16 protein-coding genes and 6 pseudogenes are annotated in these 26,263 nt (G+C 34.0%); 6 read left to right on the forward strand and 16 right to left on the reverse strand.

All coding sequences use genetic code 11. The features are described from left to right. Window positions 1-12 precede the first annotated feature (12 nt). The 9 genes and pseudogenes from OPR28_RS01740 to OPR28_RS01780 form a co-directional block, all read right to left on the reverse strand. On the reverse strand, window positions 13-618 hold the full coding sequence (locus OPR28_RS01740; RefSeq protein ID WP_265023382.1) for an ankyrin repeat domain-containing protein: 606 nt from the start codon (window positions 616-618) through the stop codon (window positions 13-15). A 174-nt stretch (window positions 619-792) separates the two neighbouring features. Continuing rightward, entirely contained in the window at window positions 793-1,953 is a 1,161-nt protein-coding gene (locus OPR28_RS01745; protein ID WP_265023383.1) for a phage tail protein, read from the reverse strand. Further along, a complete protein-coding gene (locus OPR28_RS01750) occupies window positions 1,953-2,753 on the reverse strand; it encodes a baseplate assembly protein (RefSeq protein WP_265023384.1) in 801 nt (266 codons plus the stop codon). Before OPR28_RS01750 ends, OPR28_RS01745 begins: the two co-directional genes overlap by 1 nt. A 2-nt stretch (window positions 2,754-2,755) precedes the next feature. Further along, window positions 2,756-3,091, reverse strand: a complete 336-nt coding sequence (locus OPR28_RS01755; RefSeq protein WP_265023385.1) for a GPW/gp25 family protein — start codon at window positions 3,089-3,091, stop codon at window positions 2,756-2,758. Between the two features lie 2 nt (window positions 3,092-3,093). Beyond that, on the reverse strand, window positions 3,094-3,348 hold the full coding sequence (locus tag OPR28_RS01760) for a PAAR domain-containing protein (protein WP_265023386.1): 255 nt from the start codon (window positions 3,346-3,348) through the stop codon (window positions 3,094-3,096). A gap of 1 nt (window position 3,349) precedes the next feature. Beyond that, window positions 3,350-3,814 carry a phage baseplate assembly protein V gene (locus OPR28_RS01765; RefSeq protein ID WP_265023387.1) on the reverse strand — a complete coding sequence of 155 codons (465 nt, stop codon included), beginning with the start codon at window positions 3,812-3,814 and terminating at the stop codon, window positions 3,350-3,352. Further along, the gene (locus tag OPR28_RS01770; RefSeq protein ID WP_406829237.1) at window positions 3,808-4,266 is read right to left on the reverse strand and encodes a hypothetical protein; all 459 of its coding nucleotides are present in this window, start codon (window positions 4,264-4,266) and stop codon (window positions 3,808-3,810) included. The genes OPR28_RS01765 and OPR28_RS01770 overlap by 7 nt, the downstream gene beginning before the upstream one ends. Next, window positions 4,263-4,646 (reverse strand): phage tail protein, encoded by a 384-nt coding sequence (locus OPR28_RS01775; protein WP_265023389.1) that lies wholly within the window; start codon window positions 4,644-4,646, stop codon window positions 4,263-4,265. Before OPR28_RS01775 ends, OPR28_RS01770 begins: the two co-directional genes overlap by 4 nt. A 180-nt stretch (window positions 4,647-4,826) precedes the next feature. After that, a pseudogene (locus tag OPR28_RS01780) lies at window positions 4,827-4,928 on the reverse strand (major capsid protein); the annotation flags it as partial. Between the two features lie 221 nt (window positions 4,929-5,149). Between OPR28_RS01780 and OPR28_RS01785 the strand changes: the two are divergent. After that, window positions 5,150-6,164: pseudogene (locus OPR28_RS01785) on the forward strand (IS110 family RNA-guided transposase). Between the two features lie 233 nt (window positions 6,165-6,397). Here OPR28_RS01785 and OPR28_RS01790 read toward each other — a convergent pair. From OPR28_RS01790 to OPR28_RS01805, 4 genes and pseudogenes are all read right to left on the reverse strand, one after another. Beyond that, window positions 6,398-7,257, reverse strand: a protein-coding gene (locus OPR28_RS01790; protein WP_265023390.1) for an IS630 family transposase whose coding sequence is annotated in 2 segments (ribosomal slippage) — window positions 6,398-6,936 and window positions 6,936-7,257 — 861 coding nt in all. Because the reading frame shifts where the segments join, the coding sequence is not laid out codon by codon here. 76 nt (window positions 7,258-7,333) lie between these two features. After that, a pseudogene (locus tag OPR28_RS01795) lies at window positions 7,334-7,901 on the reverse strand (patatin-like phospholipase family protein); the annotation flags it as partial. Window positions 7,902-7,991: 90 nt separating this feature from the next. Beyond that, window positions 7,992-10,763 (reverse strand): lipase family protein, encoded by a 2,772-nt coding sequence (locus OPR28_RS01800; RefSeq protein WP_320157049.1) that lies wholly within the window; start codon window positions 10,761-10,763, stop codon window positions 7,992-7,994. Further along, entirely contained in the window at window positions 10,736-12,424 is a 1,689-nt protein-coding gene (locus tag OPR28_RS01805; protein WP_265023391.1) for a host RNA manipulator TomO, read from the reverse strand. The genes OPR28_RS01800 and OPR28_RS01805 overlap by 28 nt, the downstream gene beginning before the upstream one ends. Before the next feature lie 421 nt (window positions 12,425-12,845). Between OPR28_RS01805 and OPR28_RS01810 the strand changes: the two genes are divergently transcribed. The 4 genes and pseudogenes from OPR28_RS01810 to OPR28_RS01825 all read left to right on the forward strand — a co-directional run. After that, window positions 12,846-13,358: an SWIM zinc finger family protein gene (locus OPR28_RS01810; RefSeq protein ID WP_265023392.1), complete on the forward strand. Its 513-nt coding sequence runs from the start codon at window positions 12,846-12,848 to the stop codon at window positions 13,356-13,358. Window position 13,359: 1 nt separating this feature from the next. Then, entirely contained in the window at window positions 13,360-16,377 is a 3,018-nt protein-coding gene (locus OPR28_RS01815) for a DEAD/DEAH box helicase (protein ID WP_265023393.1), read from the forward strand. A 342-nt stretch (window positions 16,378-16,719) separates the two neighbouring features. Further along, window positions 16,720-21,021, forward strand: coding sequence for a DEAD/DEAH box helicase family protein (locus OPR28_RS01820; RefSeq protein ID WP_265023394.1), 4,302 nt, complete (start codon window positions 16,720-16,722; stop codon window positions 21,019-21,021). 405 nt (window positions 21,022-21,426) lie between these two features. Further along, window positions 21,427-21,606: pseudogene (locus OPR28_RS01825) on the forward strand (IS630 transposase-related protein); the annotation flags it as partial. Between the two features lie 29 nt (window positions 21,607-21,635). Here the strand turns inward: OPR28_RS01825 and OPR28_RS01830 are convergent. Next, window positions 21,636-22,494 (reverse strand): IS630 family transposase gene (locus OPR28_RS01830; RefSeq protein WP_265023237.1). Its coding sequence is split into 2 segments (ribosomal slippage): window positions 21,636-22,170 and window positions 22,169-22,494, totalling 861 coding nucleotides; the frame shifts between segments, so codons are not numbered across the junction. Window positions 22,495-22,552: 58 nt separating this feature from the next. Between OPR28_RS01830 and OPR28_RS01835 the strand changes: the two are divergent. After that, window positions 22,553-23,234: pseudogene (locus tag OPR28_RS01835) on the forward strand (IS630 family transposase); the annotation flags it as partial. 121 nt (window positions 23,235-23,355) lie between these two features. Here the strand turns inward: OPR28_RS01835 and OPR28_RS01840 are convergent. Both OPR28_RS01840 and OPR28_RS01845 read right to left on the reverse strand, forming a co-directional pair. Next, a pseudogene (locus tag OPR28_RS01840) lies at window positions 23,356-24,665 on the reverse strand (IS4 family transposase). 128 nt (window positions 24,666-24,793) lie between these two features. Further along, window positions 24,794-26,125 (reverse strand): DNA recombination protein RmuC, encoded by a 1,332-nt coding sequence (locus tag OPR28_RS01845; RefSeq protein ID WP_077188164.1) that lies wholly within the window; start codon window positions 26,123-26,125, stop codon window positions 24,794-24,796. Window positions 26,126-26,263: the final 138 nt, after the last annotated feature.

Consider the following 26,263-nt stretch of genomic DNA (forward strand, 5'->3'; position numbering starts at 1 on the left):
TAAGATATAAATCTATATACTTAATCTATTAAATCTACCTCCTGCTGTTGTCAGCTTTTCTCTATCATTTAGCTTCTTTCCACCATTTACCACCTGCTTTTCCGATACCTTACTTATTTTTTCCATTAACTCCCTCTGTTTATTCACTATTTTTCCTCCTTTTTTCTTTAACACCTTGCTTATCTCTTCATCACTTGCGTAATACATTGGGCTAAATCCTGATATACTTACCCGGTTTATTTCTGCCCCTGCTTTTATTAACTCTTCTACTATCTTTTTTCCACCTACCATACACGCTAGATGTAGTGCCGTATTTCCATCTTCTTCGGTTGCGTTTATCTCTGCTCTGGCTTCTATTAATTCTTTTACGTTTTCCAGACGCATTCCAAGCGCTGCTGAGTGCAGTGGTGTATAACCTTCGTTATCTCTTGCATCTACATCTGCTCCTTCCCATATCAGCCAGTTTACTTTTTTTCTCGTCGACATTTTTGCTGCTCGATGCAACATTGTTTCACCGTTTTCATTTTTTCTATTTATATGCTTTTTAGACAATTTGCCTGCAAGCAACTCTTGAAATAATTCATTAAAATCATCCCTTTCTTCTTGACTAATCCACATGATGTACCTCACTATAAAACTTCCTAACTTCTAGCGTTTGGTAAATCTTTATTTGTTTACCTACACCTACCTAATTTATAGCTGTTTTGGCATGGAAAAGCAACTTCTTTTTTTCAAAAAACACACATTTTTACCGAATGTTAATGTAATATATGAAGATATAAATATAAGTATTTAGCGTATTAAACATATGACCTGTTTTTCTTCCCAAGACCTGTTCAAATGACGATGTTCGTGCCATGTTAGTACACCTGGGTAAAACACTAAAATGTACCTTTCTAACTCATGTATTGAATCCTTTTGCTCTGAATCTAAATCGCTTTCAAAATGAACATTGTGTTCTGCTAAACCAAATCTTATAACTTTTTGATCGGTAGAGTTTTCTACTTTGTAATGATAGGTAACACTGAATCTTTCTAAAATTGGCTTGTATTTAAAATTCCACAGTTGTTCAGATAGTTTATCACTTCCTAGTAAAAACTTGCTCCCTTCCTCTTCTATACTAGTAACCGGAAAACACGCGTTTATTTCTCCTAAACTCCAACTGTCCGATAATACTATCTGCGCTTTAGCAAACTTAATTGCCGGTAATAAGCTCTGTGGTAGCGGATATAGCGCTTTGAAGTTATACCACACATGATTTCTTTCATAGATGCCTCTGTAATTCTTCATGTGGGGCTCGGTTTCTCCAAGTATTGCTACATCTAGGCGATATATATCATTGCTCAAAGCTCGTTCATAATGATCGCGTAGATAGTTTTCTACAATCCTAATAATTGGACCATTAGACCTGAAAAAATTTACTCTTCCAAATGATAATACTGGTCCATCTTTTTCTATTTTTACCCCTGAATAATCCGATAACAAACTGCCAAAAAAGCTTTCATCTAAAATAAATCTTCCAATATTATAGTGGTCATTGAAAAGCCTCATTAGCCTCGATCTTGCTGGCAATGATAGTTTTGCTAGTTCTACTACTGCATCCACGAAGAAGTCATTCGGTACATCTCTTATCCCTACCTGCAACTCAAAAAAGTGTTTACCGGGTGGCTCTTCAATGATCGTAATATCTTCTATATTTGCCCATTTTAATGCTATTTTAAGTGATTCTGGTGTGCCACGCAGTCTTTGAAATTTTATCCCTTCTTTTATCGCTTTTCTTTTGTCTGTTACCCAATGCAGGATTTCTCCCAGCCCGTACTCTTCAATTATCCATGGTAATACTTTTTCCCCTGGGCTAAATTTAAACCCTCTGATACAACCAGGATCTACTTTGTAATCTACTGCATCAACCAGCGCTTTTTCTTGTTTTGTTGCATTTGGTGGTAATAGCATTAATTCAACTCAACATTTAAACTTCTTAAGGCAGCACACTCATTCCCCAATACCACAACATCCTCTCTTGGCTCTATTAATTCCACGTTTTCCACTCCTTCTATAAATAGATTTGCTATAATCCACGCCCTTGTTACACTCCATCCCAATCTTTTCGTTGTTTCAAATTTTTCGATAAATTTCTTCTTCACTGTTTCAACAATATCTGGTCTGTTAATGCTAATTTTGCTGTGGATATCTATTTCAATAATATTGCAACCAACTACTGTTATCGTATCTGTCAATACCCTTATATCATCCCTGGTGACTCGCTTTCTTACAATATCAAGTAGTTCTTCAGATGCTATGCCATTTGTGGATAACTCCGTGGATAAAATCGAGATCTCTACACTCCCTGGCACTTTTGATTCAACCAGCGCATCCTTTACTCTTCTATCTGCTGAGAGTGCATGAAACCTATAATGCTCTTTACTTCCTCCAGTACTCCAGCCAACTATTTTTGCTTTAATTTTTTTTCTAAATCGTTCGTCATCTTCCCCTTTTTCCCTTTCTACACTATAAAACTCAGCTAAACGATCTAAGTCTTCTCCTCCTGCGAACTTAAGTAAATTACTTTTTACTGCCTCATTTATTCTTTCTCTGAGCAAAAGTTCTCGCCATGCTGCTACTTCTAATACCTTCATCGATGGGTCACTTTCTACCAATGCTGTAAAACTTGCATCACGCTTCACTAACTCTTCTTTCATCCGAGAAAAAATCTCTTCAAAGTTCAGTGGTTCGATAATGTTTGGCTGCTCCATCTTTATACTACAATTCCTTCAAAATGAATATTTTTCCCATTTGGTAGATAAATACCATCTAATGAAATATTGACCTTTCCTTCTTTCACTTCTGTTATTTTTACTTTTTCTAGCTTAAATCTTTTTTCCCATTTTTCTAATGCTCCTGCTACTGCTGCATAAATTTCTAGCGTAAAATCCCTATTGATTGGCTTGTCAACTAATTCAAATACTCTAGAACCATACTCCCGTTTCATAATCCTTGATCCTATAGGAGTGGTTAAAATATTAACTATTGATTGCTTTAAATGTTCTATTCCTTCAAGCTCTTTTCCAGTTTTATTGCTCATCCCACGCATTTTTAGCTCGCAAACACGTTTTCACTTCCACTTATTACCTTAAACCCACAAGATACTGAATCCCCAACTCTTCCTATACCATGACCATTAGCAAACACTGTTTTTGACCCTTGTGCCATTACCTTACCTTCTGTAAAACTATCTCCTTGCCGACAAACAGGTTTATCGTTTATAAATACATCTCTACTTCCTCCTATGCAAAAATGCGGCAATGCTTCTCCACAGTAATCACCCAAACGTACAACTGCTTTAGCCATATCAATTAAGATTAATCCTTTTTGCCTTAAGTTTTATTCCGTCTTTTGTCATCTCTATGCTTGATTCTCCTACTTTCAACATTAGTTTATCTACTACATCAATCTCAAGATGATGCTTCTCCTTGTCGTATGATAATTTTGTTCCATCTTGAAATACTAAATTACTTACTTCTTTTTTGCTTTCTGGAGTAGGGTATTTTTCCTGATATATTGCCGGTAACACCACCCCTAATGACAACTCTCCATATGGCGATAATACTATTACTTGCTCATCAATATTCGGCGCAAACCAACTTCTATCTTCTCCTGCTCTTGCCGTTACCCATGGAAGCCAATCTGTTAAAAATTCTCCTACTTTGACCCTTACTCTTGCTTTTTCATAGTCTACTTCTTTAACTAGACCTATACGAATAATATTCGCTAACTTCCTATTCAGCTCTGAAATTGCAAAATTATGCTCTAACATTTTCGCCAACACTTATTGTATGTGCCAGTTTCTGACCACACTGACTTCCCTACATGGATTTCATGCACCCATTCAACCATCCACACTAGATATGCATCCAACTCTGGCCTAAAATCATCTCCTCCTGCTGATAAAAACTCTCCAGGTGCAATATTTTTCACGTTCCAAGTATTTTTACTTACAACCCTTGCAACTTCCGCTGCCAGTAACCTTACAACTACCGAGGAATCCTCGACTGTTCCATCAACTACAATCCTCGCCTCAAATCTTGCTTTCAGGGCTAATTCTTCTGTTCCCGGATCTTTTCCTTGCTCTAAACTTGACAATTCTACAAATACCGCTGGTGCTACCAATTCTTTTCTTATTGCTGGGTAAACTTCGCACGTCTGTATCGCTGGTATTTCTTCCTTTAACGTAATACAAATTGCGTTGTGCAAATCCTTCCAATTCATACTTTTAGTTCTAATTCACGGTAAAAAAACTTTTCAAATACCTTTTCAACTTCATAATTAACAAGGTCTTTTATTATCCTCGATCCTTCTGGTTCTAGCGGTAATTTGATTTCTTGTATCGGCAATGCTGTTCTTCCTTCACGTTTAAAAACTCCTTTATAACCTCTTGGCATCGTTGCTATAAATGCTCCTGTAATTTGATATTTTCCAATTTCTGCCCCTTTTTTTCTTTCCTTCATTCTTCCAATTGACGACGCTCTTACATCATAGAGGTTCGCTTTTACTAAAGCTGTCAGTGTATTTCTACTAGCCTTAATAATCTTTAATCTTTTTCTTGTCAGCTTTAGTGCTTTCAATAACCTTTTAATATTTTCTTGCATTCTTCCTTTATACTTACTAAACTTCTAAAACTTGTGTAGGTGGAGTAATCCTTTTTCGTACCTCTTTTCTTGTAGTTGCTCTGCCTACAAAAACCATTTTACCTTTATGCAATAAACTTAAAAGGCACACAAAGTGGCTATATTGGTAGGGGGAAAGTCATTCTCTCCTTTTTGGCTCCTCTATGCTGCAACGATTTTTACTGATGTCTCCGGACGGTGGCACATCGGCAAAGGGTTTGATTGGGTATGAAGGTCAGTTCCTCTATCAAATCTTCTTGGCTTGTATCTTGTAAAAAGCATTTAATGTTTTAAGCTTAAGCATTAGATGGAGAAGGGAAAAACTCTGGCATTTGGCTTAGATATAAAATCTGTGCAAGAGATAAGAGTTCCCTTCTCAAAAGTATAGGCTGGACGGTATCGTAGAAAAACCTAAATGGTTCTAATTCTGTATTCACAAGGTAAGCCTTACTTTTCATTTTTAATGGTAACGTATGGGGTTATATATGATCAACAACTTTTTAGGAATAGACATATCAAAAGATCGCTTTGATGTTTTTCTTTCATTCATAAGCAAAAAAGGAAAACGTGAAACTAGGAAAAGGAATTTTAAAAACGAGGATTCTGGGTTTCAAGGTTTGCAGGACTTTCTACAAAAACATAATGTAGAAGAAGTAAAAGCCTGTATGGAAGCTACTGGTTGTTATGGTGAAGCTTTGGCTGAATTTCTTCACAATGCTGGATATTTTGTTAGTGTTGTAAATCCTTATTGCATAAAATCTTATGCAAGGAGTAAGCTTGTACGACAAAAGAATGATCAGACCGATGCGGAAATTATTGCTGATTACTGCCAAAGACAGGAACCAACTCGTTGCTTCTCCTGAGTTAAAAAAATTAAAACATCTTTATCGTTGCTCGGCTGCGTTAAAAGATGAATTGACATTAGTAAATAACCACTTAGAAAAAAAAGAGAGACTGCCTAAAGAAGTTGCAAATGCTTGGGAAGACCTTGCAATGAACATAGAACAAAAAATAGAAACAATAAAAAACTCCATACGTGAATTATTAAAGCAACACAAAGAGTTGTTGGAAAATTTTCAACTTCTACTGACTATTTCAGGTATAGGAGAAGAATCAGCAATAGCTATTTTAGCTGAGGTTCCTGACATAAAAGCTTTTAGAGATGCCAGGCAATTAGCAGCATATGCAGGAGTTATACCGAGAAATATAACATCAGGTTCCTCTGTATATGCCAAACCCAGATTAAGTAAATCAGGTTCACGAACACTACGTAAGGCAATGTATTTTCCTGCTATAGTAGCTAAAGATCACAATCCTATTATTATGACTTTTTGCAAGAGATTAAAAGAAAAAGGCAAGCATAATATGGCCATTGTGGGAGCTGCGATGCGTAAGTTACTCCATATTGTTTTTGGTGTTCTAAGTTCAAAGAAGGCTTTTGATCCAGACCATATCAAAAACTATAGGGCTAAAAGGTTGGCTGAAGGTTTAGTGCTTTAAAATCAAAAAATGCTTTCTATCACATCTTATGTGAAATAGTATCTTACACAAATTTATTGAATGTAGTTGGTTAGTGGATATGTTGATAAGTAAATTTCTGCTGTCTTATATGTAACTAATTTACTTATCAACATATCCACTAACTATAATCTGTGTACTGCTACACAGGATGTAAATTGAAAGTATTTTTTGATTTTATGATGTATAGCATTTCTCATAATAGTCCGAACAGGTCATAGGAAGGCAGAATCAACAGCACGACGAAAGGATTCGAATAGAGGAATGTTTTTCCTGGCTCTGTTTTTTATAGCAAACCAATAATGCTCAATTTTGTTGAAATCTGGAGAATATGGAGGCAGATACAAAATTTCTGCACCAACTCCTTTAGCAAGCTCGATAATCTTATCAGACTTATGAAAAGTAGCATTGTCAAGAATGACAGTTTGTCCAGGTTCCAAGATTGGTGTCAAAAATTGCTCAAACCATCCATTAAAAACATCCATATTACAGTGGCCTTCAAAGGTTAATGGAGCAACTATCTTTCTTCTACTTAAGGCTGCAACCATACTGATTCGTTGAGTTTTCTTTCCAGATTTTAGGGCATAAAACCGCTGTCCTTTCTGGCAATACCCATAGGGGTAGTCTTCAGTGTTATCAATGCCAGACTCATCTATATACACTAAGTTTTTAGGTTCTTTTGTCGCTATAACCCTTGCAAATTGAGCTCGCTTTTCCTCATTTCTTTCTTTATACCCGTAGGTCTTTTTTTTCTTGTGAATCCTATATTTTTAAGTGCTCGATGAATCGTTTGTCTACTAATATTGCCCCAAAGCTTAGCCATCTCTGACTGAGTTTTACCACCTTGCTCATTTGCAAATTCGGTAAATGCATTCCAGTCGGTAATTTTATGGTTATAGCCCACGCTTCCAGGCTTTTTTGACTGAAAATCTCCCGTTTTCTCACGTCTTTTCTTCCACTCATATAAAGTTGTTTTTCCAATCTTAAATCTCTTGGCAACAGTTTCTCCACTCTCTCCTTCATCCAATGCTTCCATTACCTTTTTCCTTAAGTCATAACTATATGCTGCTGGCATGCTTACCATCACTACTATAAATCCATATCTTACCTTTTTTGGACTATTATGAGAAGTGCTATAACTTGAGCAATTTTTATAATTTTTTTGTTGACTGGTGAGACGGTATCTCTTGCTGTAGACATTTAATATTTTTTGATGTAATATTATCCATCTCAGCCGACGCTATTGTCAGTTGTGATTGTATCCTGATGTATCTGTCGTCCATTACGTTACCTAGCTGGTAATTTACCACATCAAGGCTCGATGCAAACATCACATTTAATAGAGCAGGCTATCTTTCCTAATTTTCTGTACTTGATTCGATTAGATAGCCGACCTGTGCCAATTGATACCAGAACGATTTCTTCATTAGGGAAAAGTTTTTTGCTATTTGCATATGCACAAGCCGCTGGGTTATTGGCAAATACCCCTCCATCGACTAATACTCTTTTTTCTTGGCTAACTTCAAAATACTTAGGTGCAAAGTATGTTGGTGCTGCTGTTGTGGCTCTGAGTGCATCTTTTAACTTGATGAAATTCCCGTTTTCTCTCCAACCTTTAAGGAAAAATGGACAGTTGTTGTGTATATCATAACTGGTAAGCAGTAGATTACTTGAAACATCAGCAATAGTACTTTCGCCGAAGTATTTATCGAGCACGCATTTTAAATCAGGCTTTGGTTCTTATTTTACAATAATTAACATAATGATAATAAATTATTAAATGGTAAACTACTATATTTACTCTTCAACTTATTGTGCAATGGGTGCACTAGCACTAATAGCTGGAGATTCAACATTACTACCCTCAAGTAAATTTGAAGGCTTATTACAATAGTATATGATCGCAGCAGCAACTAGACAACAAGCTCCAACTGCTATTCCTACCATTAGCATTTCCAAGTAAACTGCAATAGCTATCCCTGTAGCAACTCCGGTTATTGCTAACATAGAAGCAGCTATCACAGGCAACTTACTTTTTGCATTTTGTAGAGCAGGGTTGTTTTTGCCTGGATAACTAGGTTGTTTGCTGTTACCTTGAACATTATTTACTCGGTTAGAGTCTTTACTAGCTACTAAAGGTACCCCTGTTGGTATTAGTTTTGGTTGTGTATCTTTTTTACCACTATTCTTATCTACACTTTTAGGTGCAGCTAGTTGAACAGATGGTGCAGTAACACCTCCATTGTTTGGATTAGTAGACTGCTTGCCGTTGGTTTTGGTATCACTTTTTTGTTCTAAAATTGGCATTTTAATATTCCCATTTGTAACAGCTATATTATTGGGATTGCCATTGAGTACTATAGGTAAAACTTCTGGTTGTAGATCTCGTTGATTACTTTCAAGCTTAGAATTACCCTCACTTAGAGGAGCTCGCTCATCATCCATTTGTGTTATATGTCCGGTAGATTGATTGGATATTTGATCACTGCCAGTTCGTGATTCACCTAACTGAATTTCACTTGAATTACTATGATTATCATCACTACTAACAGAAGTTGCTACATCATCATTTTTAGTAACATCACCTTCAACTGATGTACCTTGAGGAATTTCTGCAGCAAGCTCTCCTGATTCCTTTGGAACTAGGGAGGCTTGTTGAACAGGAGGTTGTTTATCCTCACCATTGCTACTGATAATAGAGGTTAATTGATCATTCGTAGTAGTGCTAACACTTTCATCGTTAGTATTAGCTGTAATATTAGAATGATGTTCGTTTCCGCCTTGAGTATTATTAACTTGTGTTCCCTCTGAGTTTGTACCTTGACTTTCTACTGCATCATAAAAATGTTCATCATCCTCTAAGTAATCCATAAGGGCAATACCATTACCTTCCTGAATTGGTTGATCGCTTTCGTCTACAAGTTGAACATTATTATCCCTAATATTTACTAAACTTTTCGGCTGTAATATTTGTATGGAATCCTCTTGTATTACATGTCCAGCAAATTGAATAGAAGCTTGTTCATTAATTAGATTTTCTTTATTAAATAGCACTTTTAGACTTTCTTCATTAATCAAATGCAAATCAAGTTCATAGGGATCACTACCAGGGAAAAAAAGCTCAATCTTTCTATCAGATTTTTTAAAAATTTGAGCAACACTCTGACCATTAAGGAGAAAAATTTTAATTGTTCTGTTGTTAGGCAAATTCTTTAATGCCTCAATAGTACTAACAGTCCCTCCACGAGGAACAACCTGTTGAGTACCCAAAGTTGCAACATGCAAATCTCTTGCATTTCCTGTTTTGGTAATGACATCTCCCATACCGTAACCTGTACTTGCTACAAGCTCTTTTTCATTACTTGGTACAAGTATTTGCTCAGGAATTCCTGGAGTGTTACTGCTACCAGCTTTTTCAGCATTCATTTGCTGATTCTCATCACTCTGCACTGCGATTTGTACATTATTATTGCTATGATCACCTAAAGATGAATTTGTTGAAGAAACTTCAGCTATTGTTAACGTTGAGATAGCTGCGGTAGAAGAAGAACCTCGATTAAGTTTATTACTCTTTTTCTTCATAAGTGCCAAGCTTCCTGGATAGTTATCAACTAAGGTTTTCAATAGCCTCAGACTAATAGTGTCTCCACTGAGATAATAATTATTGTTAACAAAAAAAGCAATATCAGGAAGGTTAACTTTTAACCCTTTACTTCTTCCATGTCTATGTAAAGATGGCATCACAAAGGTTATAAACCCGTCTTCACCAGGTTCAGAATCCTCATAAATTACTACTTCCTGTTCATTACTAAATTCAGAATATTTCATCATTTCAGAAAGTGAAGCATCTTTATGTTTGTTCTTTACTTGTTTAAAATATTGTTTATCACCATTTGAATGGGTATTTGGAATGAGGTAACTTGGTGAAGTGAATAAATTATACAATGCTGCAACAAAGTAAGAAGTATAATAGTATATAGATACGCTATTATCAGACTTAAATTTGTCAGGTTCAATATTTATAATAAGATTGCGATATATGTCTAATAAATGGGCACGCTGTAAAGAACAACGACTAGTTATTACTAATCGTTCACCCACATGTTTATAACCCATAGAACCAAGTGGTAATGAAGGTATGAAATCTGATTGATTAACTACTCTAATAGTTTTCTTTCCAAGGCGTTCTTTATAAACCTTAGCAGCATAAGGGTCAAAAGCCCTTGGAGAAGCAAGAGTTGCAACATGCAAATCTTCTGCACCCTCTTCTACACTCAAATGTAGAGCAGCTATGGTGGCAATAGCACCTCCCATACTATGACCTGTAAGGTTAATTTTAAAATCTTTAATTTCTAACTTTTGATCATTAGCATGTCCTTTTAATATCTCATAAACACTGTTCCAAGAATCCTTAAATAAAGAATAAAAACCTGAGTGGATTTTTCCACCTCCAGGTAAAAGCCCATCTGAACTAGTCAAAATCATTTCAAAATCTTTCATGTAGTCAAACACATTACGACTACCGCGGTAAACTATAGTTATTTCGTTATCTTTTATAAAATGTAACCAGCATGTCGATATTGTTTACCATCATTCACGTTATAAAACTGAACAATTTTATATCCTTCTTCCTTAAGTTTAGCTGGAACTTTATAAGATCTTTTCTCTAACTCAGAAAATTTTTTATTATTAAGGTTACAATCACTAACATAATAGCCTATCTTAACAAAATTGATGATTTCTAATAACTTCTCTTGGCTAAATCCTGCAATTTCAGTTTTATTTGGTCCTAAAATACCTGGCCTTTGCTCTTCTTGAATATCAGTTATTTCAAATTCATTTTGTTCTAGACTTGAATTATCTCCATTAGGTTCCTCATTAAACTGACCGGCAACATTATTATCTACACTTATAGAAGTATGACAAGCGTTTTGATATCTTTGTTGGATGGTTAAAAACTCCACCCCTGAATTTTCAGCGAGTTTCAATATAAAATTTGTATACACATTTTGAATAATTGAGGAATGTTTTTCACGTATAACATTATCTAAAATAGTAACTAGACTATTTTGCAAGAAGGTCCGCCTATCTGTATCGCCTAAAAATTTGGGATCATTTTTAATTAAATCTAGTACTTTTATTATAAAATCTGTACTGCCAGTACATGAGGCGGCTTGCAAAACTAGGTCATAAATCTTTTGTTTTTTTTCCTTACGTCCATTACCTGCACTATCAATATTTTTTAGAACCTGGTTTTTAATTTGTTCAATAATTTTCTCATCTGCAAATGCTTCTTTATAGATTTCTTGAATTATTGGATCTTTCTTTTCAATACGTTCTCTGCACAAGTACTCAACAATTGAAACATGCTCCTGACTTATTGCAGTTTCTAAAAAAGTAACAATACACTTTTTTAATAGATCTTTTTTAGCCTGATCATCAATATATCTTTCAAGTGAATCCAGTACTATCTTCATAAAGTCTTTATTTTTAGCGAGAGATGCTGTTTCAAGCACACCATATAAAGGGTCAAAGCTACTTGTTTGCAACACTTGTTCAAGATCTTTTAAGACATACTCAATAAGAACTGTATTTAGTAATTCTCGCTCTTGTCTTAGTGCTATAACTGAGAAAAATCCTATTTGACCATTTTCAAGTTGGATCGTCTGGTCTTTTAAGTTTACATAAAGTTCATAGGGTTTTTCCGTATCACAAAATTTCTCCATAAAAGCTTTAACATATCGTTCACCACCAACAAGTAGAGGCAAAAGGCTTAAGTTTTTTTTGTTGAAAAGTAGATCTTGACATATCCCTGTAAGCTTGTCATTAGCTGCAATTGCTAAAAGTACCAGCTCTTTTACTGGATAACTATAATTGCATTCTGCTTGATCAAAACTATATTGTGACAGTATATTTGAATATATATGTTGGTGATCGCTTCTGTTTTGTAAGCCTAAACCAAGTTGCTTTGAACAAAGATCTTTGAGGCTTTCGATATCTAGTGTAACAGATTGGCCTTCATAATCTTTTACGATTTTATCTAATTCTTTTTCACGATTATTATACTCTATGGCATTATTTAGAATATCTATTATTTCAGCAAAAGTTAAATTTTCAGGAATTACAACAAATGGATCTTCGACTTCAATACCCGAATCCCCAGAATTTTTCCTACTTTTAACTTTATTTTCTTCTGTAGCATCTGCTGGTGGCATGAGCCCACCAAATAAACTCCAAGCCATGTTTCCCTCCTACCAAAACAATTTAACTAAGTATAACACTAAACAGTAATTTTGCCAAGCAAACCTTTTAACCCCAATTTTGTATGGTCCCAGAGAGTGGTGAATTGTAAATAAATTAGGAGCACTGGTTACATATAAATTCATAAGGTTTTGAGAGTTTTAAGTCTTTTTGTATAGTCTTGGTTGCACTTTTATGCAGCTCAACATAAGTAAATTTGATCTATAGCAACAAACAAATGCTTATTTTAACTTATTTCTGTTGGCGTTTTATAGTAGTAATTGATATTAAACCGTTCTAAAATTGGTAGCTTGCTCTGAAGAAACACTATAGTTGTTTCTAAGGTGGGTTTGATATATTTAGAAAAATTATCTATAAGATTAATATTCAATTTATTTATATTGAAATATACGATTTTAAAAAATGACTATCTATGGAAGAACATGGTGGGGAGAGAAATGGCTTCAGTGCTTCAATAGAATTGATTATGATAACCGTCTTCCACGTGGCAGAACTTGTGCTAATACTGGTCGAGCTTTTGGTATTAAAATTAATGGTCACATAGTTACAGCTAAAGTTCATAGCTCAGGATCTTACCCATATCGTGGTTCAAAACCTCAACCATATAAAGTCAAAATTATACTCAATGAATTAAGCTCATCAGAACAACAGACCATTCGTCAAATTATTGAAACTTCACCAGCTATATTAGCTAAATTGATAAATAGACAATTATCAGCCAGCTTGTTTGATAAGCTTAATGATCTTGGGATTAAATTGTTTCCTTCAAATTGGGAAGAGATGAATGCAAATTGCAACTGTCCTGATTGGGCTATGCCTTGTAAACACATTGCTGCTGTAGTTTATCTTATTGCTGCAGAAATTGATAAAAACCCCTTCATGATTTTTAATATTCATAATTGTAATTTATTGTAATTTGTCAGCACTTATCGATGATTTTGGGAATGGAAAATTAGAAAATGCTCAAAACATCTTAAAGATAGATGATATATTTAAGGCATGTTCTAAAATTAGAATACATAACCAAGCAATTTTAAATGATATTGATTTATCAACTATTCCTAACCTTTTTGATTGTATCAGTAGTATTTTAACAGATAATCCACTTTTTTTTGAAAAAAACTTCCATAATATTTTACAGATAGCTTATAAGCACTGGCAAAAGTATCCTGCAGGAAAGTTAGTGTACTATCCAGCTTCTAAGAAGGAACTATCAGAAGAGGAGCTATTTATTAAAAGATGGGGAAATATTGAGAATTGGCAAACATTTCAACTATTCATTGATGATCAGCATTACCTTACTCAAGTGAGCAATGGTACAACCAATTTGTTTACGCTAAGTAGAAATGTATTGAAAGATATAGCGCGATTTTTAAACGACATTCCTAATTCGTTACTTCACAGGCTTAATCCTGAACTTCGCTTCATGCATATGATTTCACAGTTTGCACATATGCTGATGGAAAAGTCAGCGCTAATACCACAAGTATTACAAAACAAAAGAGGAGAAGTAATAATTAGGTGGATTCCGGCGTTGTTTAATGAGTCAGTTAAGGAAATTCATAGCAAGATATCATCTATTTGTCCGCCTCTATTGATTAAATATCAAGAAATCGCTATGGAACCAGAGGAACAAGTAAATGTTGCTATCTCTTTCATCCTTTTAGGGTATATAGAAGATAACTTTCCTGCATCTCTGGATAAGTATGGAGATAAAGACATCTTTGGATTATTCTTTACTGGAAGACCATACAAGTTTACTGAGTTTAGCAACAAGGAAATACCGCAAGCGATTAATCTCTGGCTTTCACGTCTTTATTTAGCAGATAAACCTTACAAACTCTATTTAATGATAAAAGATCACCATGAAAAATTTGAACTTGAGGTACAGTTATCACTAGATGATGAGAAGTCATTCATAAAGCTGGAAAAAGCACTTTCTAACCAAAACGTAAAGCTTAGTATTTTATCTGATCTTGCACTCTTATCTGAATACATACCTGAATTAGAAAGATCGATTGATAGCAAGTTATCATTTAATTTAGATGATTTTGCACCTTTATTCCTGGGTATTGTACCAGTACTAAGAGCAATAGGTATAACGGTTATCTTGCCGAAATCTTTGCAAAAAATCTTCAAACCACAATTAAGTCTTAGTTTGTCTGCCAAGGATAAAATAAAAGAAGATCGCGAAAGCTTTTTAACGCTGGAAAATTTATTGAAATTTGATTGGAAAGTAGCAATAGGAGATAAAAAATTAAGCGTTACAGAATTTAAAAAATTGCTAAAAGATTCCCGAGGGCTTGTGCGAATAGTCGATCAGTATGTGCTTTTGGATGATAAGGAGGTAGAAGCTTTATTAAAAAAACTTGATAAATTGCCTGATTATTTAAGTCAAGCAGAGCTTATGCAAGCTGCTCTAACAGGAGAAGTAAATGAAACTAAAGTAGTATTTGACCAGCAGCTTACAAGCTTATTTAATAAACTTAATACTTACACACCTGTTACTACACCAAATAATCTAATAGCACAACTACGCCTATATCAAGAACGCGGATTTAGTTGGCTTATACAGAACATAGAAAACGGGTTTGGTAGCATAATTGCTGATGATATGGGTCTTGGTAAGACTATACAGGTTATTGCAGCCATTCTATACTGTAAAAATGCAGGGTTTTTAGATCAAGGTAGAGTCTTGGTAGTAGCTCCCACAAGCATATTAAGTAATTGGCAACGAGAGATGGAACGTTTTGCACCAGAATTAAAGCTTTTCGTCTATCACGGACAAAATCGAGAATTGGCAAGTGATTATGATATAGCTCTAACATCCTATGGTCTTGCACGTCGTGATAAAAAAGAACTTAATAAAATTCGCTGGTTTTTGCTCGTGATTGATGAAGCACAAAATATAAAAAATCCTAATACCGAACAAACCAAGGCAATTAAAACTATTGCAGCAAAACATAAGATAGCTATGAGTGGTACGCCTGTTGAGAATAGGTTGCTTGAGTATTGGAGCATTTTTGACTTTATCAACAAATCTTATCTTGGTACTCCTAAGCAGTTTAAAAGCAGCTTTGCAACACCGATTGAAAAAGCAAGAGATAAAACTTGTCTAGAAAGGTTTATGAAAATCACTAGCCCTTTTATGTTACGTAGGCTTAAGAGTGATAAAAGCATTATTCAGGATTTACCAGATAAAATTGAGAACAATCGTTATTGTTCCCTCACTTCAGAGCAAACAGCGCTTTATCAAAAGGTTGTTGATACAACTATGGAGAAGATAGAAAAAAGTGAAGGGATTGAACGTAAGGGACTAATCTTTAAACTTATCAATGCTTTAAAGCAAATTTGTAACCATCCATCACAGTTTGGCAAGAAAAAGCGTGCGAGTATTGAACAATCCGGTAAAATGCAGATGCTTGAGGAAATATTGATTAGTATTGGTGAAGTTGCAGAAAAATCATTGATATTTACTCAATACACTGAAATGGGTGAGATTATAGCTAGGCTACTTGAAGAAAGGTTTGAATCAGAAGTGCCATTTTTACATGGAGGACTTTCTAGAAAAGCACGTGATACAATGATTAATGACTTTCAAAACTTATTCCAGTCCAACATTCTTATAGTGTCTTTAAAAGCTGGTGGAACAGGGCTTAATTTAACAGCGGCAAACCATGTAATACATTATGACTTATGGTGGAACCCAGCAGTGGAAGCACAAGCAACAGATCGGGCCTATCGTATCGGGCAAGAACGTAATGTCATGGTGTACAGGCTACTTTCAACAGGTACATTTGAAGAGCGTATTGATGAGATGATTCAAAGCAAGAAGGAATTAGCAAACCTAACTATAAGTAGTGGCGAGAGTTGGATTACAGAATTTAACAACGATCAATTAAGAGATTTAGTTAATATAAAAAATGCACTATAGAACTTATAAAGTTTATATGTTGCTGTATTCAAAAAAAAATCAAAAATTTTCTGTTTTTTCTACTTACAACAGGTTATACAAAACTTAAGTAGAGAAATTTTTTTATGATGTACGAGATGATTTTTTGACTGATTTCAATACTGTAAAACCATAGCAGTTAGATGTATACACCCTATTATTGCGGCCTGTTTGTATGAGCTTATACCATATGTTTATGCCTTTTCCTCTATCAAAGCGGTCTTGAATAGCAATGATTAGGATATTCTGTAGTATTAATTGACTCTTTATACTATTTGCATATAATTATACATAAATAATGTTGTCAATTATATAAAATCTATTATGAGTATTGAAAAGCAGAAGCTAGACATCGAAAATATTGTTAAAGCGGGAAAAAAAGTATATCTAGGATACCTTTTGCTAGATATAATTAATGATAAAAAAAACAGTTATTTTACTATAAATAACAAGAGGGGCTTATCATTAAATGAATACGTAACAGAGTCAATTAAGGAAGAAAAGGCAGATAAGTTTTCTAAGCAAGTAAAGATAGGAAAAAAGAATTGCAAAATTCATATAGAAAAAAACTCTGATGATAAATATGATGTAAAGATTACTGGTACTACAGTATCTGACTGTGAAGATTCAGGTTATGAAAGTGACAACAGTCAAGGAACTCAGACTCAAAACATTGAATTTAAACCGAAAAATAAGTATAATGACGATGATTTTCTTGATTTATGTAGTTCACATGAATTGACGTTTAGTTGTGATAATAACGATCATTATGCTTTTAGTACCAAAATAGATGAGCATATTATCGGTGGATTAGACAAAATTGATCTCTACCCAATACATATATCCAACCTTTATCAAATGATAAATTATGTAAATGGCGATACAAAAAATCCTAATGTATTAATTGCTATGGCAACAGGATCTGGAAAATCATTCACACAAGCACTGTGGACTTTTGTATTAGATTTAGCAGATTATCATGGAATCTGTGCAGTTCATCAGGATACTTTAGCAAGCCAACTAAAAGAAGATTTTTGTAGGCTATTACCAAAAAGTATCACTGATAAAGTCAAATTATGTGATAAAGGTGCAATTGGTAAGATAGATCCTAATTCACATATCATCACTACTCATGATATTCTATTCAAAGAAAAATCAAGTGAGTGTGAAACTATATTCGTTAAAAATAATAAATGGTGGATTAGTGTTGATGAAGCACATAAGGCAACTGAGGTAGAACTATATAAGAGAAATATTGAAAATTTAAAAAATCCTATTGCATTTTTAACTGCTACACCTTCAGAAGTCATTGCTAAACGAGTTGGTTGTATTATAAATCTTTCTCTTAAAGAAAAAGAAAAGCAGGGTGTTTCTAAATCACCTGCTGTAAAAACTAGAACAGCAAAAAGCCGTATCCAGGCAGCTAAGAAGAAATCCAAATTTAATTTTGGAGAAAGGATAGCACTATGGTTTGCTAGTATTATCGAGAAAGAAAGATTGAGCTCAGCACATGAATGCATTGGTAGCATTGAGGAATGTGTAATCTATAGAAAAACTACTGATCCTTTTTATGTATCAGATGGTAATGAAAGTGATATCAGAAAAAGCATAAGATGGAATGTTCATCTTTCAATAGGGGAAAAGTTTCTAGGTTTGGTCGGACGCGGTAGTCATGACTCAGTAGTAAATTTTCATCTTATGCTAAATGGTAATGAGGTTGGTAGTGCATACGAAAGCGGAAATAAAGTTTCTCGTGAAAATGTATATGATTTTTTCGGATTAAGTCTTTTATCTTCTCATGGAGCAGAGTTAGATGAAGCTATATTTAAAAAATATGAAGAATCAAAACAAGAATTGAGAAAAGCAGGCTTACGTAATTATTTGATTGATTATCATGGGTATGATTCAAATAAAGCAGAAAATTTTATAGAAAGTAACGTAGATTATTCCAGTAATGCTGCAAAATATCAAGAATTTCATGTTCTACATGGTATCATTGAAAATACTATCTCATATCTCACTGGTTATGATAGTATTACTTTAGATTACAAAAGACGCCACGATTTAGACTCATTAGTTAAAGAAGTTAAGGCAAAATTATCATCCAAAAATATCGGAGATACTGAAGAGCACATGGATCAAATATCAAAAGATCTGATTAGTGAAGGTATTCCACAAGATATAGCTGAGAGTATAGCAACTCAAGAAATAAGAGTTTTACAGGCTTTATTACAAACCAGGAATGATGACGATGAATTCTTTAAAATGATTGTTGATAATTGGGCACTTGATAAAAGAATTCATAACCAATATTTAGGGACAGATAACTGCTCCTATAGTCCTCTTTTAGCATTACAAGAATTTTGTCAAAAGCATAAAACTATCTTTTTAGTTAATGGTTTACAAAAGAGTGCTACAAAAGTTGAGGATAATAAGCCATTTTTTAACTTAAAAGAAAAAAGCTTTAAACTATCTGATGATAATCATGATAAAGAGAAGAATCTTACAAAACATAAATTAAGTACTATAGAGGCGTTAGATGATACAACGAAACAATATTATTATGAACCTAATTATTGTTCTGCAGAATACACTGAAAAAGTAGTTGATAAGCTATGTAAGAAGGGGCTTATAGGCTCTTATATTACTAGCGAAAAGACTACTGGATTTAATGATCTAAATTTATGTAGTGTTGGCCTTATCACAGACAAAACAGATGACAATATTAACGATCCTGCTGAAATTATACAGGCTTTTGGTAGAAATAGAGGGTTAAATTGGGCAAAACAGCCAATTTTTTATCTTGTTACAAAATCAGGAGTAAAAGTAAGTTTTGATGTTAATGAGCTAACAAGAAATGGCTACATTAAAGCTCTAAATAAAGCTGATAAGAAACATCATAAAGAATTAGTGAAAAGACTTGGATCTAAGATTGCAAAACAAATACAAGATTATATTGATATAAATACTGAGCCATCAGGAGAAATTCATTCTAATCATTTAGAAAATAAATTAATTGAAATTATCTGGAATGAGTATGAGGATTTATACAATCAAAATAATCACGATAATCAAAAGACAAAAAACGATTTTATTGATGTTCTAAATGATACATATAAGATACTTTATTCTTATAGAGATAATATAAAAAAGAATTATCATCTGCCTACTTCAGCTCACGTGATAACTTTCATTTTAGAATTTATCACAAAAATTGTCTACTGGTTCAAAACGCATTCTTCATACAAAGAGTTTAAACAAGAAGTAAAAAAACTAGAAAATAACGAAAAAAAAGATGAATTGATAAATGAAAGAACGTACGCACATATAATTCAAAATTATAAATATAAAGATATTATTAGCAATGGATTGGCATTGAAGAAAATCCTTTCTTTAACAGGAGATAAGGTTAAAAGTAGCACAGATTTTATAATGGAAAATCTACATGAATTCGTAAAAGAAGAAAGAAAAGAAGAATTGAACCAACTAAACCAGACTATAAAAACTTTATTAAATAAATTAGTTGTAACTACTGGTCTAAGTAAAGAGCAGAAAGAACAAATAACTCAGTACATTAATGAGAAAAATTCATGGGCTAAAGAAGTATATGATCACGCACAGTCATTATTTTCGAATGATCAAAAGATTGGTTCAAATGATATATCTAGTATAATATTTAATCTGATTTCAAGTGACTCTACAATTAAGCAGTATTTAGAGAAGGAAAAAATTACAAAAGAGAAATTTTATGTTAATGTTCTTAATGACCTATCTATTTTTACAGAATTGCAAAATTCTCCTCTAATAAAAGAGTTAACTAGTTGTAATTATGAAAATGTTATAGATAAAGATAAGGCAGAACAATACACTGTAAATAGTATAGCTCATTATTTTCAGTCTAAAGTTTACCAAAAATTACTTAATGATTTCATATCACCGCTTAAAGAAGAGCACTTACTTGCTATTTTAAATACAGTTTATCCAGAAGATAATGCTAATAAAACAGAACTAAATAGTGAAAAATTGAAAAAAATCTTGGAGTTTAAGAAAGGTATAGATGATGAAGAACGATTTAGAGAAGTAGTTAAAAAATGTGGAGATATAGAAAAAATACAGGATATTCAAGAGAGTATATATAAAGTATGCTTTGAAATTCTACACTGTTATTGTTACTATCAAAACATGTCTGAAAAGGGTGATCTGTATTGCAGTGATAAAAATGATATTATTCCTAGAGACAAGAATCTGGCAACACCGGAGTTATATAAAAGAACAAATAATAAGAAAAATTCAATATGGAGTTATAGCAGTAGAGGCTCTGATTTTGATATAGGCATGATGTGCAATAAGATTCAATTTATCAGTGGTAGTCTTAAGTCATTTGATGATACTAGTGAAATAGATCTTTTAGATCAAATACAGAAGGTTCAGCATGGACAAGAGGCTGCAGATAATCTTCAACTATTTAATAGAGCTCTTAAGTATCCTAAAAACAATACGACTAGTACAAATAGAGAAATAGAAAAAGTAGCATCAAAACTAGGTGATTTGAAGCCATTAACAAGTAAGGATTATGACAATGCTGTGCAACAGGTACGTTCAGCTTTTTCTCCCCCAGCTACTTAACTTGATCACGAAGAGTGTTCAATAAACCGTACGCGGCCAAGTTAAGGAAAAGTGTGACTTAAGGCTGAAAAACCAACCTTTGTACTCTTGCCGCGCTCTGCAATACCGGAAAAACTTTGTTTCTTATGATCTTTTTGGCTGGCAAACTGCAATAAAAGTTGAATCTATTGCATTTTTAGTATTCGAATAAACAGCATTAATTTTGATGAAGTAGATCTAATTTTAAAAATAAACGTTTTCGACCGGTAATTGCGTTTCTAAGACTATTCTGTGATTTTATGTACTCCCTTATTTAATGAACGGATGTGGCATACCTTAAACCCTAGCAAAAGGCGCTTCCAATTATAGCTCTTCTCATAATAATCCAAATAAGGTAAGATATGGATTTATGGTAGTGGGGTTTGTATGCCAGCAGCGTATAGTTATGACTTAAGGAAAAAAGCAATGGAAGCATTGGATGAGGGAGAAAGTAGAGCAACTGTTGCCAAGAGATTTAAAATTGGAAAAACGACTTTATATGAGTGGCAGAAAAGGCGTGAGGAAACAGGAGATTTTCAGTCAAAAAAGCCTGGAAGCGTAGGATATATAGCTCTTCTCATAATAGTCAGAACAAATCATAAAAAAGCAGAATCAACAGCTTGACGGAAAGACTGAAAAATAGGGATATTTTTTCTAGCTCTGTTCTTTATAGCAAACCAATGATGCTCAATTTCGTTAAAGTCTGGAGAATATGGAGGAAGATAAAGAATTTCAGCACCTACTCCTTTAGCAAGATCATCGATTTTTTTAGATTTATGGAAAGCAGCGTTATCAAGAATTACAGTTTGGCCAGACCTTAAAATTGGAGTCAAAAACTGCTCAAACCAAGCCTCAAAAACATCCTTGTTGCAGTATCCCTCAAAGGTCAATGGAGCAATGATTTTCTTTTTATTTAGAGCTGCAATCATACTGACACGCTGAGTTTTTTTACCTGATTTTAGTGAATGAAACCTCTCTCCTTTTCTGCAATATCCGTATGGGTAGTCTTCTGTATTGTCTATCCCAGATTCGTCAATATATACAAGATTTTCAGGATATTTTGTTGCTATAACCTTTGCAAATTGAGCTCGCTTTTCTTCATTTCTTTCTTTATATCCGTAGGTCTTTTTTTCTTGTAAAGCCAATATTTTTAAGTGCGCGGTGAATCGTTTGTCGACTGATATTGCCCCAGAGTTTAGCCATCTCTGACTGAGTTTTGCCGCCATGGTTTTTTGCAAATTCGGTGAAGACATTCCAGTCGGTAATTTTATGGTTATATCCTACGCTTCCAGGCTTTTTTGACTGAAAATCTCCTGTTTCCTCACGCCTTTTCTGCCACTCATATAAAGTCGTTTTTCCAATTTTAAATCTCTTGGCAACAGTTGCTCTACTTTCTCCCTCATCCAATGCTTCCATTGCTTTTTTCCTTAAGTCATAACTATACGCTGCTGGCATACAAACCCCACTACCATAAATCCATATCTTACCTTATTTGGATTATTATGAGAAGAGCTATAACCATAAAATTACCGACTGGAATGTCTTCACCGAATTTGCAAAAAACCATGGCGGCAAAACTCAGTCAGAGATGGCTAAACTCTGGGGCAATATCAGTCGACAAACGATTCACCGCGCACTTAAAAATATTGGCTTTACAAGAAAAAAAGACCTACGGATATAAAGAAAGAAATGAAGAAAAGCGAGCTCAATTTGCAAAGGTTATAGCAACAAAATATCCTGAAAATCTTGTATATATTGACGAATCTGGGATAGACAATACAGAAGACTACCCATACGGATATTGCAGAAAAGGAGAGAGGTTTCATTCACTAAAATCAGGTAAAAAAACTCAGCGTGTCAGTATGATTGCAGCTCTAAATAAAAAGAAAATCATTGCTCCATTGACCTTTGAGGGATACTGCAACAAGGATGTTTTTGAGGCTTGGTTTGAGCAGTTTTTGACTCCAATTTTAAGGTCTGGCCAAACTGTAATTCTTGATAACGCTGCTTTCCATAAATCTAAAAAAATCGATGATCTTGCTAAAGGAGTAGGTGCTGAAATTCTTTATCTTCCTCCATATTCTCCAGACTTTAACGAAATTGAGCATCATTGGTTTGCTATAAAGAACAGAGCTAGAAAAAATATCCCTATTTTTCAGTCTTTCCGTCAAGCTGTTGATTCTGCTTTTTTATGATTTGTTCTGACTATTATGAGAAGAGCTATACTTGTTAAGTACTTTTCCAACAACCCCTCTCCGAACCACGCATGATCGTTTCCGTATCACGGGGAGTGTTAAATAAACCATACGCGTCAAGTTAAGAGATTGTGAGCAAATTTAGAGAGGTTAAAGTGGATACTCTAGCCCTTCTACGTTTGTCTTTTAATGAAAATCGCGACCAAGTTATAGTGAGTTTTTTAAGAAATGCTTTTAAACTATTAATTTTGGTTAATACTAAAAATAACTCTCTAACCCGCCTTTTTAGCTCAATAAATGCCTTTGTTAAGCTAAGTTCTGTATTCTTTTTCACTTCTGTGCAACCAACTATGCCGTGAAATATAAGAATTGCGCACAATTTAGCATATAGTTCACATAATACTCTGCATGGCTTTCCTTTTAGCTTATCAAGCCTGATATGGCTTTTATACAATTTAAATAATAACTCAATTTGCCACCTTACTCTGTAAATCGTTAATACTTGCTCAGCACTAATTTTATTTTCTGGAACATTAGTTATAAATATTGACCAGTTCAACAATTTTTGATTTCTTTTAGAGGATGTATATCCCTGCGATCTTGCTAATCTATTAGCTTTCCTTCTTCTGGCCATAGACTGTTCTTCAGTTAGTTTCTGACATATAATTCTTACTCTAATTTTTGCTTCTTTTCCTAACAATACCTCGTTTTCTAAAAATCTCTAAACATTCTAATAATTCCATTTTTTGATTTGTTTCTACATCATATACGTTGGTATCGACGACTTATGAAATAAGCTCCTATTTCATTGATTTGTTTAAAAGAACTTGGCACAAAATAACCGAGATCAGATATTAGCAAATCATTGCTTGATATATTACTTAAATGTTTCCTATATCCCTGGTCTGATCTTATTCCCTCCGTTAAATTAAGTTGGTCTATTATCTGATTCATGTAATCGAAAACTAATTGTAACTTTATTCCAGACTTAGTATTGCTTTCATAGCCACTGTAGCTAGTACCATAACCTTTATACATCTCTTCCATACTGTTAGGTAGAGTAATATAGCTACTGTCCAATAATTTAACACTATTAAATTGCTGTAAGATTTTGCAATCAACTTGCAAGATATTTTTAAAGAGAATCACAGATTCATTATACATCCTTTTCATAAATTCCACTGCTTCTTCAGTAAATCTAAAATCCAAACCTTGTTTTGTTATATCTATCGAGTCCTCGTTTAGTAATTGACACATTGTTTCTACGCTACAATTATCAACTCCTATATTACCCAAGACCATGGCTTTTACGAATGATGAACCTTTTAGCTTTCTCTTTCTTTTTATAAACCTTGTTGTAATTGAGATTTTCTCTGCTTTTTCATTAAAAAATTCTTTGAGCTTTTTTGATAAGCAAGTTATTTTATTCATTGGTTCTCTCACTAAAAGTATATCTGGGAGAACTTATACCTTATTATTTTCCTTCACTCTATCAACTTTACTTACACTTTTCCTTAACTTGACGCGTATGCTTTTTTGAACATTCCCTGTTAAGATGCCTAATCTACTTTCAGCTCCTCAGTATGTAAACTGCGTGGTAAAGACTCTAATTCCTTTGCAGCACTTAAACTTTTATTTTTTGCATGTATACCAAGCTTATTGAATTCTCGAGCAGCAGGAAACACCCTTGCTTCAAGAGAGCCAGCAGTTTTATTATAATGATCAACAGCACTTTTTAAGCTCCTGCGCAAATTATCAAAGTTTTCACCCATTGTGCAAATGCGCTCATATAAAATATGACCTAGTTCACTGATTTTCTTTGCGTTTTCAGCTATCATCTCTTGCTTCCATCCATACGCTATTGCTCTCAGCAACGCAATTAGAGTGATCGGTGTTGCAATGATCACTTTTTTTTCCACTCCAATCTCTATCAAAGCAGGCTCATATTCCAGTGCTGCGCTAAAAACCCCCTCCCCTGTTAAGAAAAGCACCACAAGTTCTGGCGTATTTTCAAATTGATTCCAATACTCTTTTTTACCCAAGTCATTTATGTGTTTTTTTATTGCCAGGGAATGGTTCTTTAATTTCTCCTTTTGTATTTGCAAATCATTTTGTGATATAGCATCCATGTAAGAATCAAGCGGCACTTTAGCATCTATTATTATTTGCTTTCCAGATGGCATTTTGATTATTAAATCAGGACGCAATAAATTATCCTCGTTTTTATCAATCACTGACGGCTGAGTAAAAAAATCGCAATACTCAATCATTCCTGCCATTTCTACCACTCTTTTGAGTTGCATTTCACCCCATTTGCCCCTAATGTGAGGTTTCCTCAGGGCATTAGCAAGGTTGGAAGTTTGGTTCATCAGCGCTCCAATTTGCTCCTTTAAACCTTCATAGGCCCCTACCCTCTCCTTTTCTAGCTCACGTATTTCATTATCGAATTTTTCTAATTTTTCTTTTATTGGAGTTACAACTTCGTTGATCGTTGCTTGTCTTTTTTTGAAATCGCTTTCCGTTTCTTTTAATTTACTATCGATTACTTCCTTTGCTAAGTTCAGAAAATTATTGTTATTTGTTTGCAAAGCATCAAGAGAGAGCGCTTTAAAAGTGTTTGTTAATCTCTCCTCTGCTTTTGTTAGTAATTCTATTTCCTTTTTCTTTTCCTCACGTTCTTTTTGCAGAGTTACTTCAAGTTCTGCTCTTTTGACCCTTAAATCAACTATTTCTTCATTCTTCGTAAGCAAAGTTTGCTTTGTTTCTTGAAGTTCTTGCTCTAATTTACATAAATTACCCTCAAGGTTTGCTTTCTTTTCGCTCAGTTTTTTTACGATAATGTAGAAAAATAGTAATAGAGAGACAACCAGAGCTATAGAATTGAAAAGCATCAGAATAAAAAAGCTGTATTTACAATTCTATATGATTTTTGTGTGTATAAGAAAGAAAAAAGGAGCACCTAAAGAGGTGACCTTACCCAGAAAAAGCAGAGAGAAAGTTAAGACGTTTTTATCATGAGAATAAATTGT

It is taken from the genome of Wolbachia endosymbiont (group A) of Epistrophe grossularia (assembly GCF_947251435.1).
GTDB lineage: Bacteria > Pseudomonadota > Alphaproteobacteria > Rickettsiales > Anaplasmataceae > Wolbachia > Wolbachia pipientis.

Coding starts and splice junctions, on each gene's coding strand:
- OPR28_RS01750 (WP_265023384.1), bottom strand. CDS start 2,753: ATGGAGCAGCCAAACATTATCGAACCACTGAACTTTGAAGAGATTTTT.
- OPR28_RS01770 (WP_406829237.1), bottom strand. CDS start 4,266: ATGAATTGGAAGGATTTGCACAACGCAATTTGTATTACGTTAAAGGAA.
- OPR28_RS01805 (WP_265023391.1), bottom strand. CDS start 12,424: ATGGCTTGGAGTTTATTTGGTGGGCTCATGCCACCAGCAGATGCTACA.
- OPR28_RS01760 (WP_265023386.1), bottom strand. CDS start 3,348: ATGGCTAAAGCAGTTGTACGTTTGGGTGATTACTGTGGAGAAGCATTG.
- OPR28_RS01845 (WP_077188164.1), bottom strand. CDS start 26,125: ATGCTTTTCAATTCTATAGCTCTGGTTGTCTCTCTATTACTATTTTTC.
- OPR28_RS01745 (WP_265023383.1), bottom strand. CDS start 1,953: ATGCTATTACCACCAAATGCAACAAAACAAGAAAAAGCGCTGGTTGAT.
- OPR28_RS01740 (WP_265023382.1), bottom strand. CDS start 618: ATGTGGATTAGTCAAGAAGAAAGGGATGATTTTAATGAATTATTTCAA.
- OPR28_RS01820 (WP_265023394.1), top strand. CDS start 16,720: ATGAGTATTGAAAAGCAGAAGCTAGACATCGAAAATATTGTTAAAGCG.
- OPR28_RS01775 (WP_265023389.1), bottom strand. CDS start 4,646: ATGCAAGAAAATATTAAAAGGTTATTGAAAGCACTAAAGCTGACAAGA.
- OPR28_RS01755 (WP_265023385.1), bottom strand. CDS start 3,091: ATGCGTGGGATGAGCAATAAAACTGGAAAAGAGCTTGAAGGAATAGAA.
- OPR28_RS01810 (WP_265023392.1), top strand. CDS start 12,846: ATGACTATCTATGGAAGAACATGGTGGGGAGAGAAATGGCTTCAGTGC.
- OPR28_RS01765 (WP_265023387.1), bottom strand. CDS start 3,814: ATGTTAGAGCATAATTTTGCAATTTCAGAGCTGAATAGGAAGTTAGCG.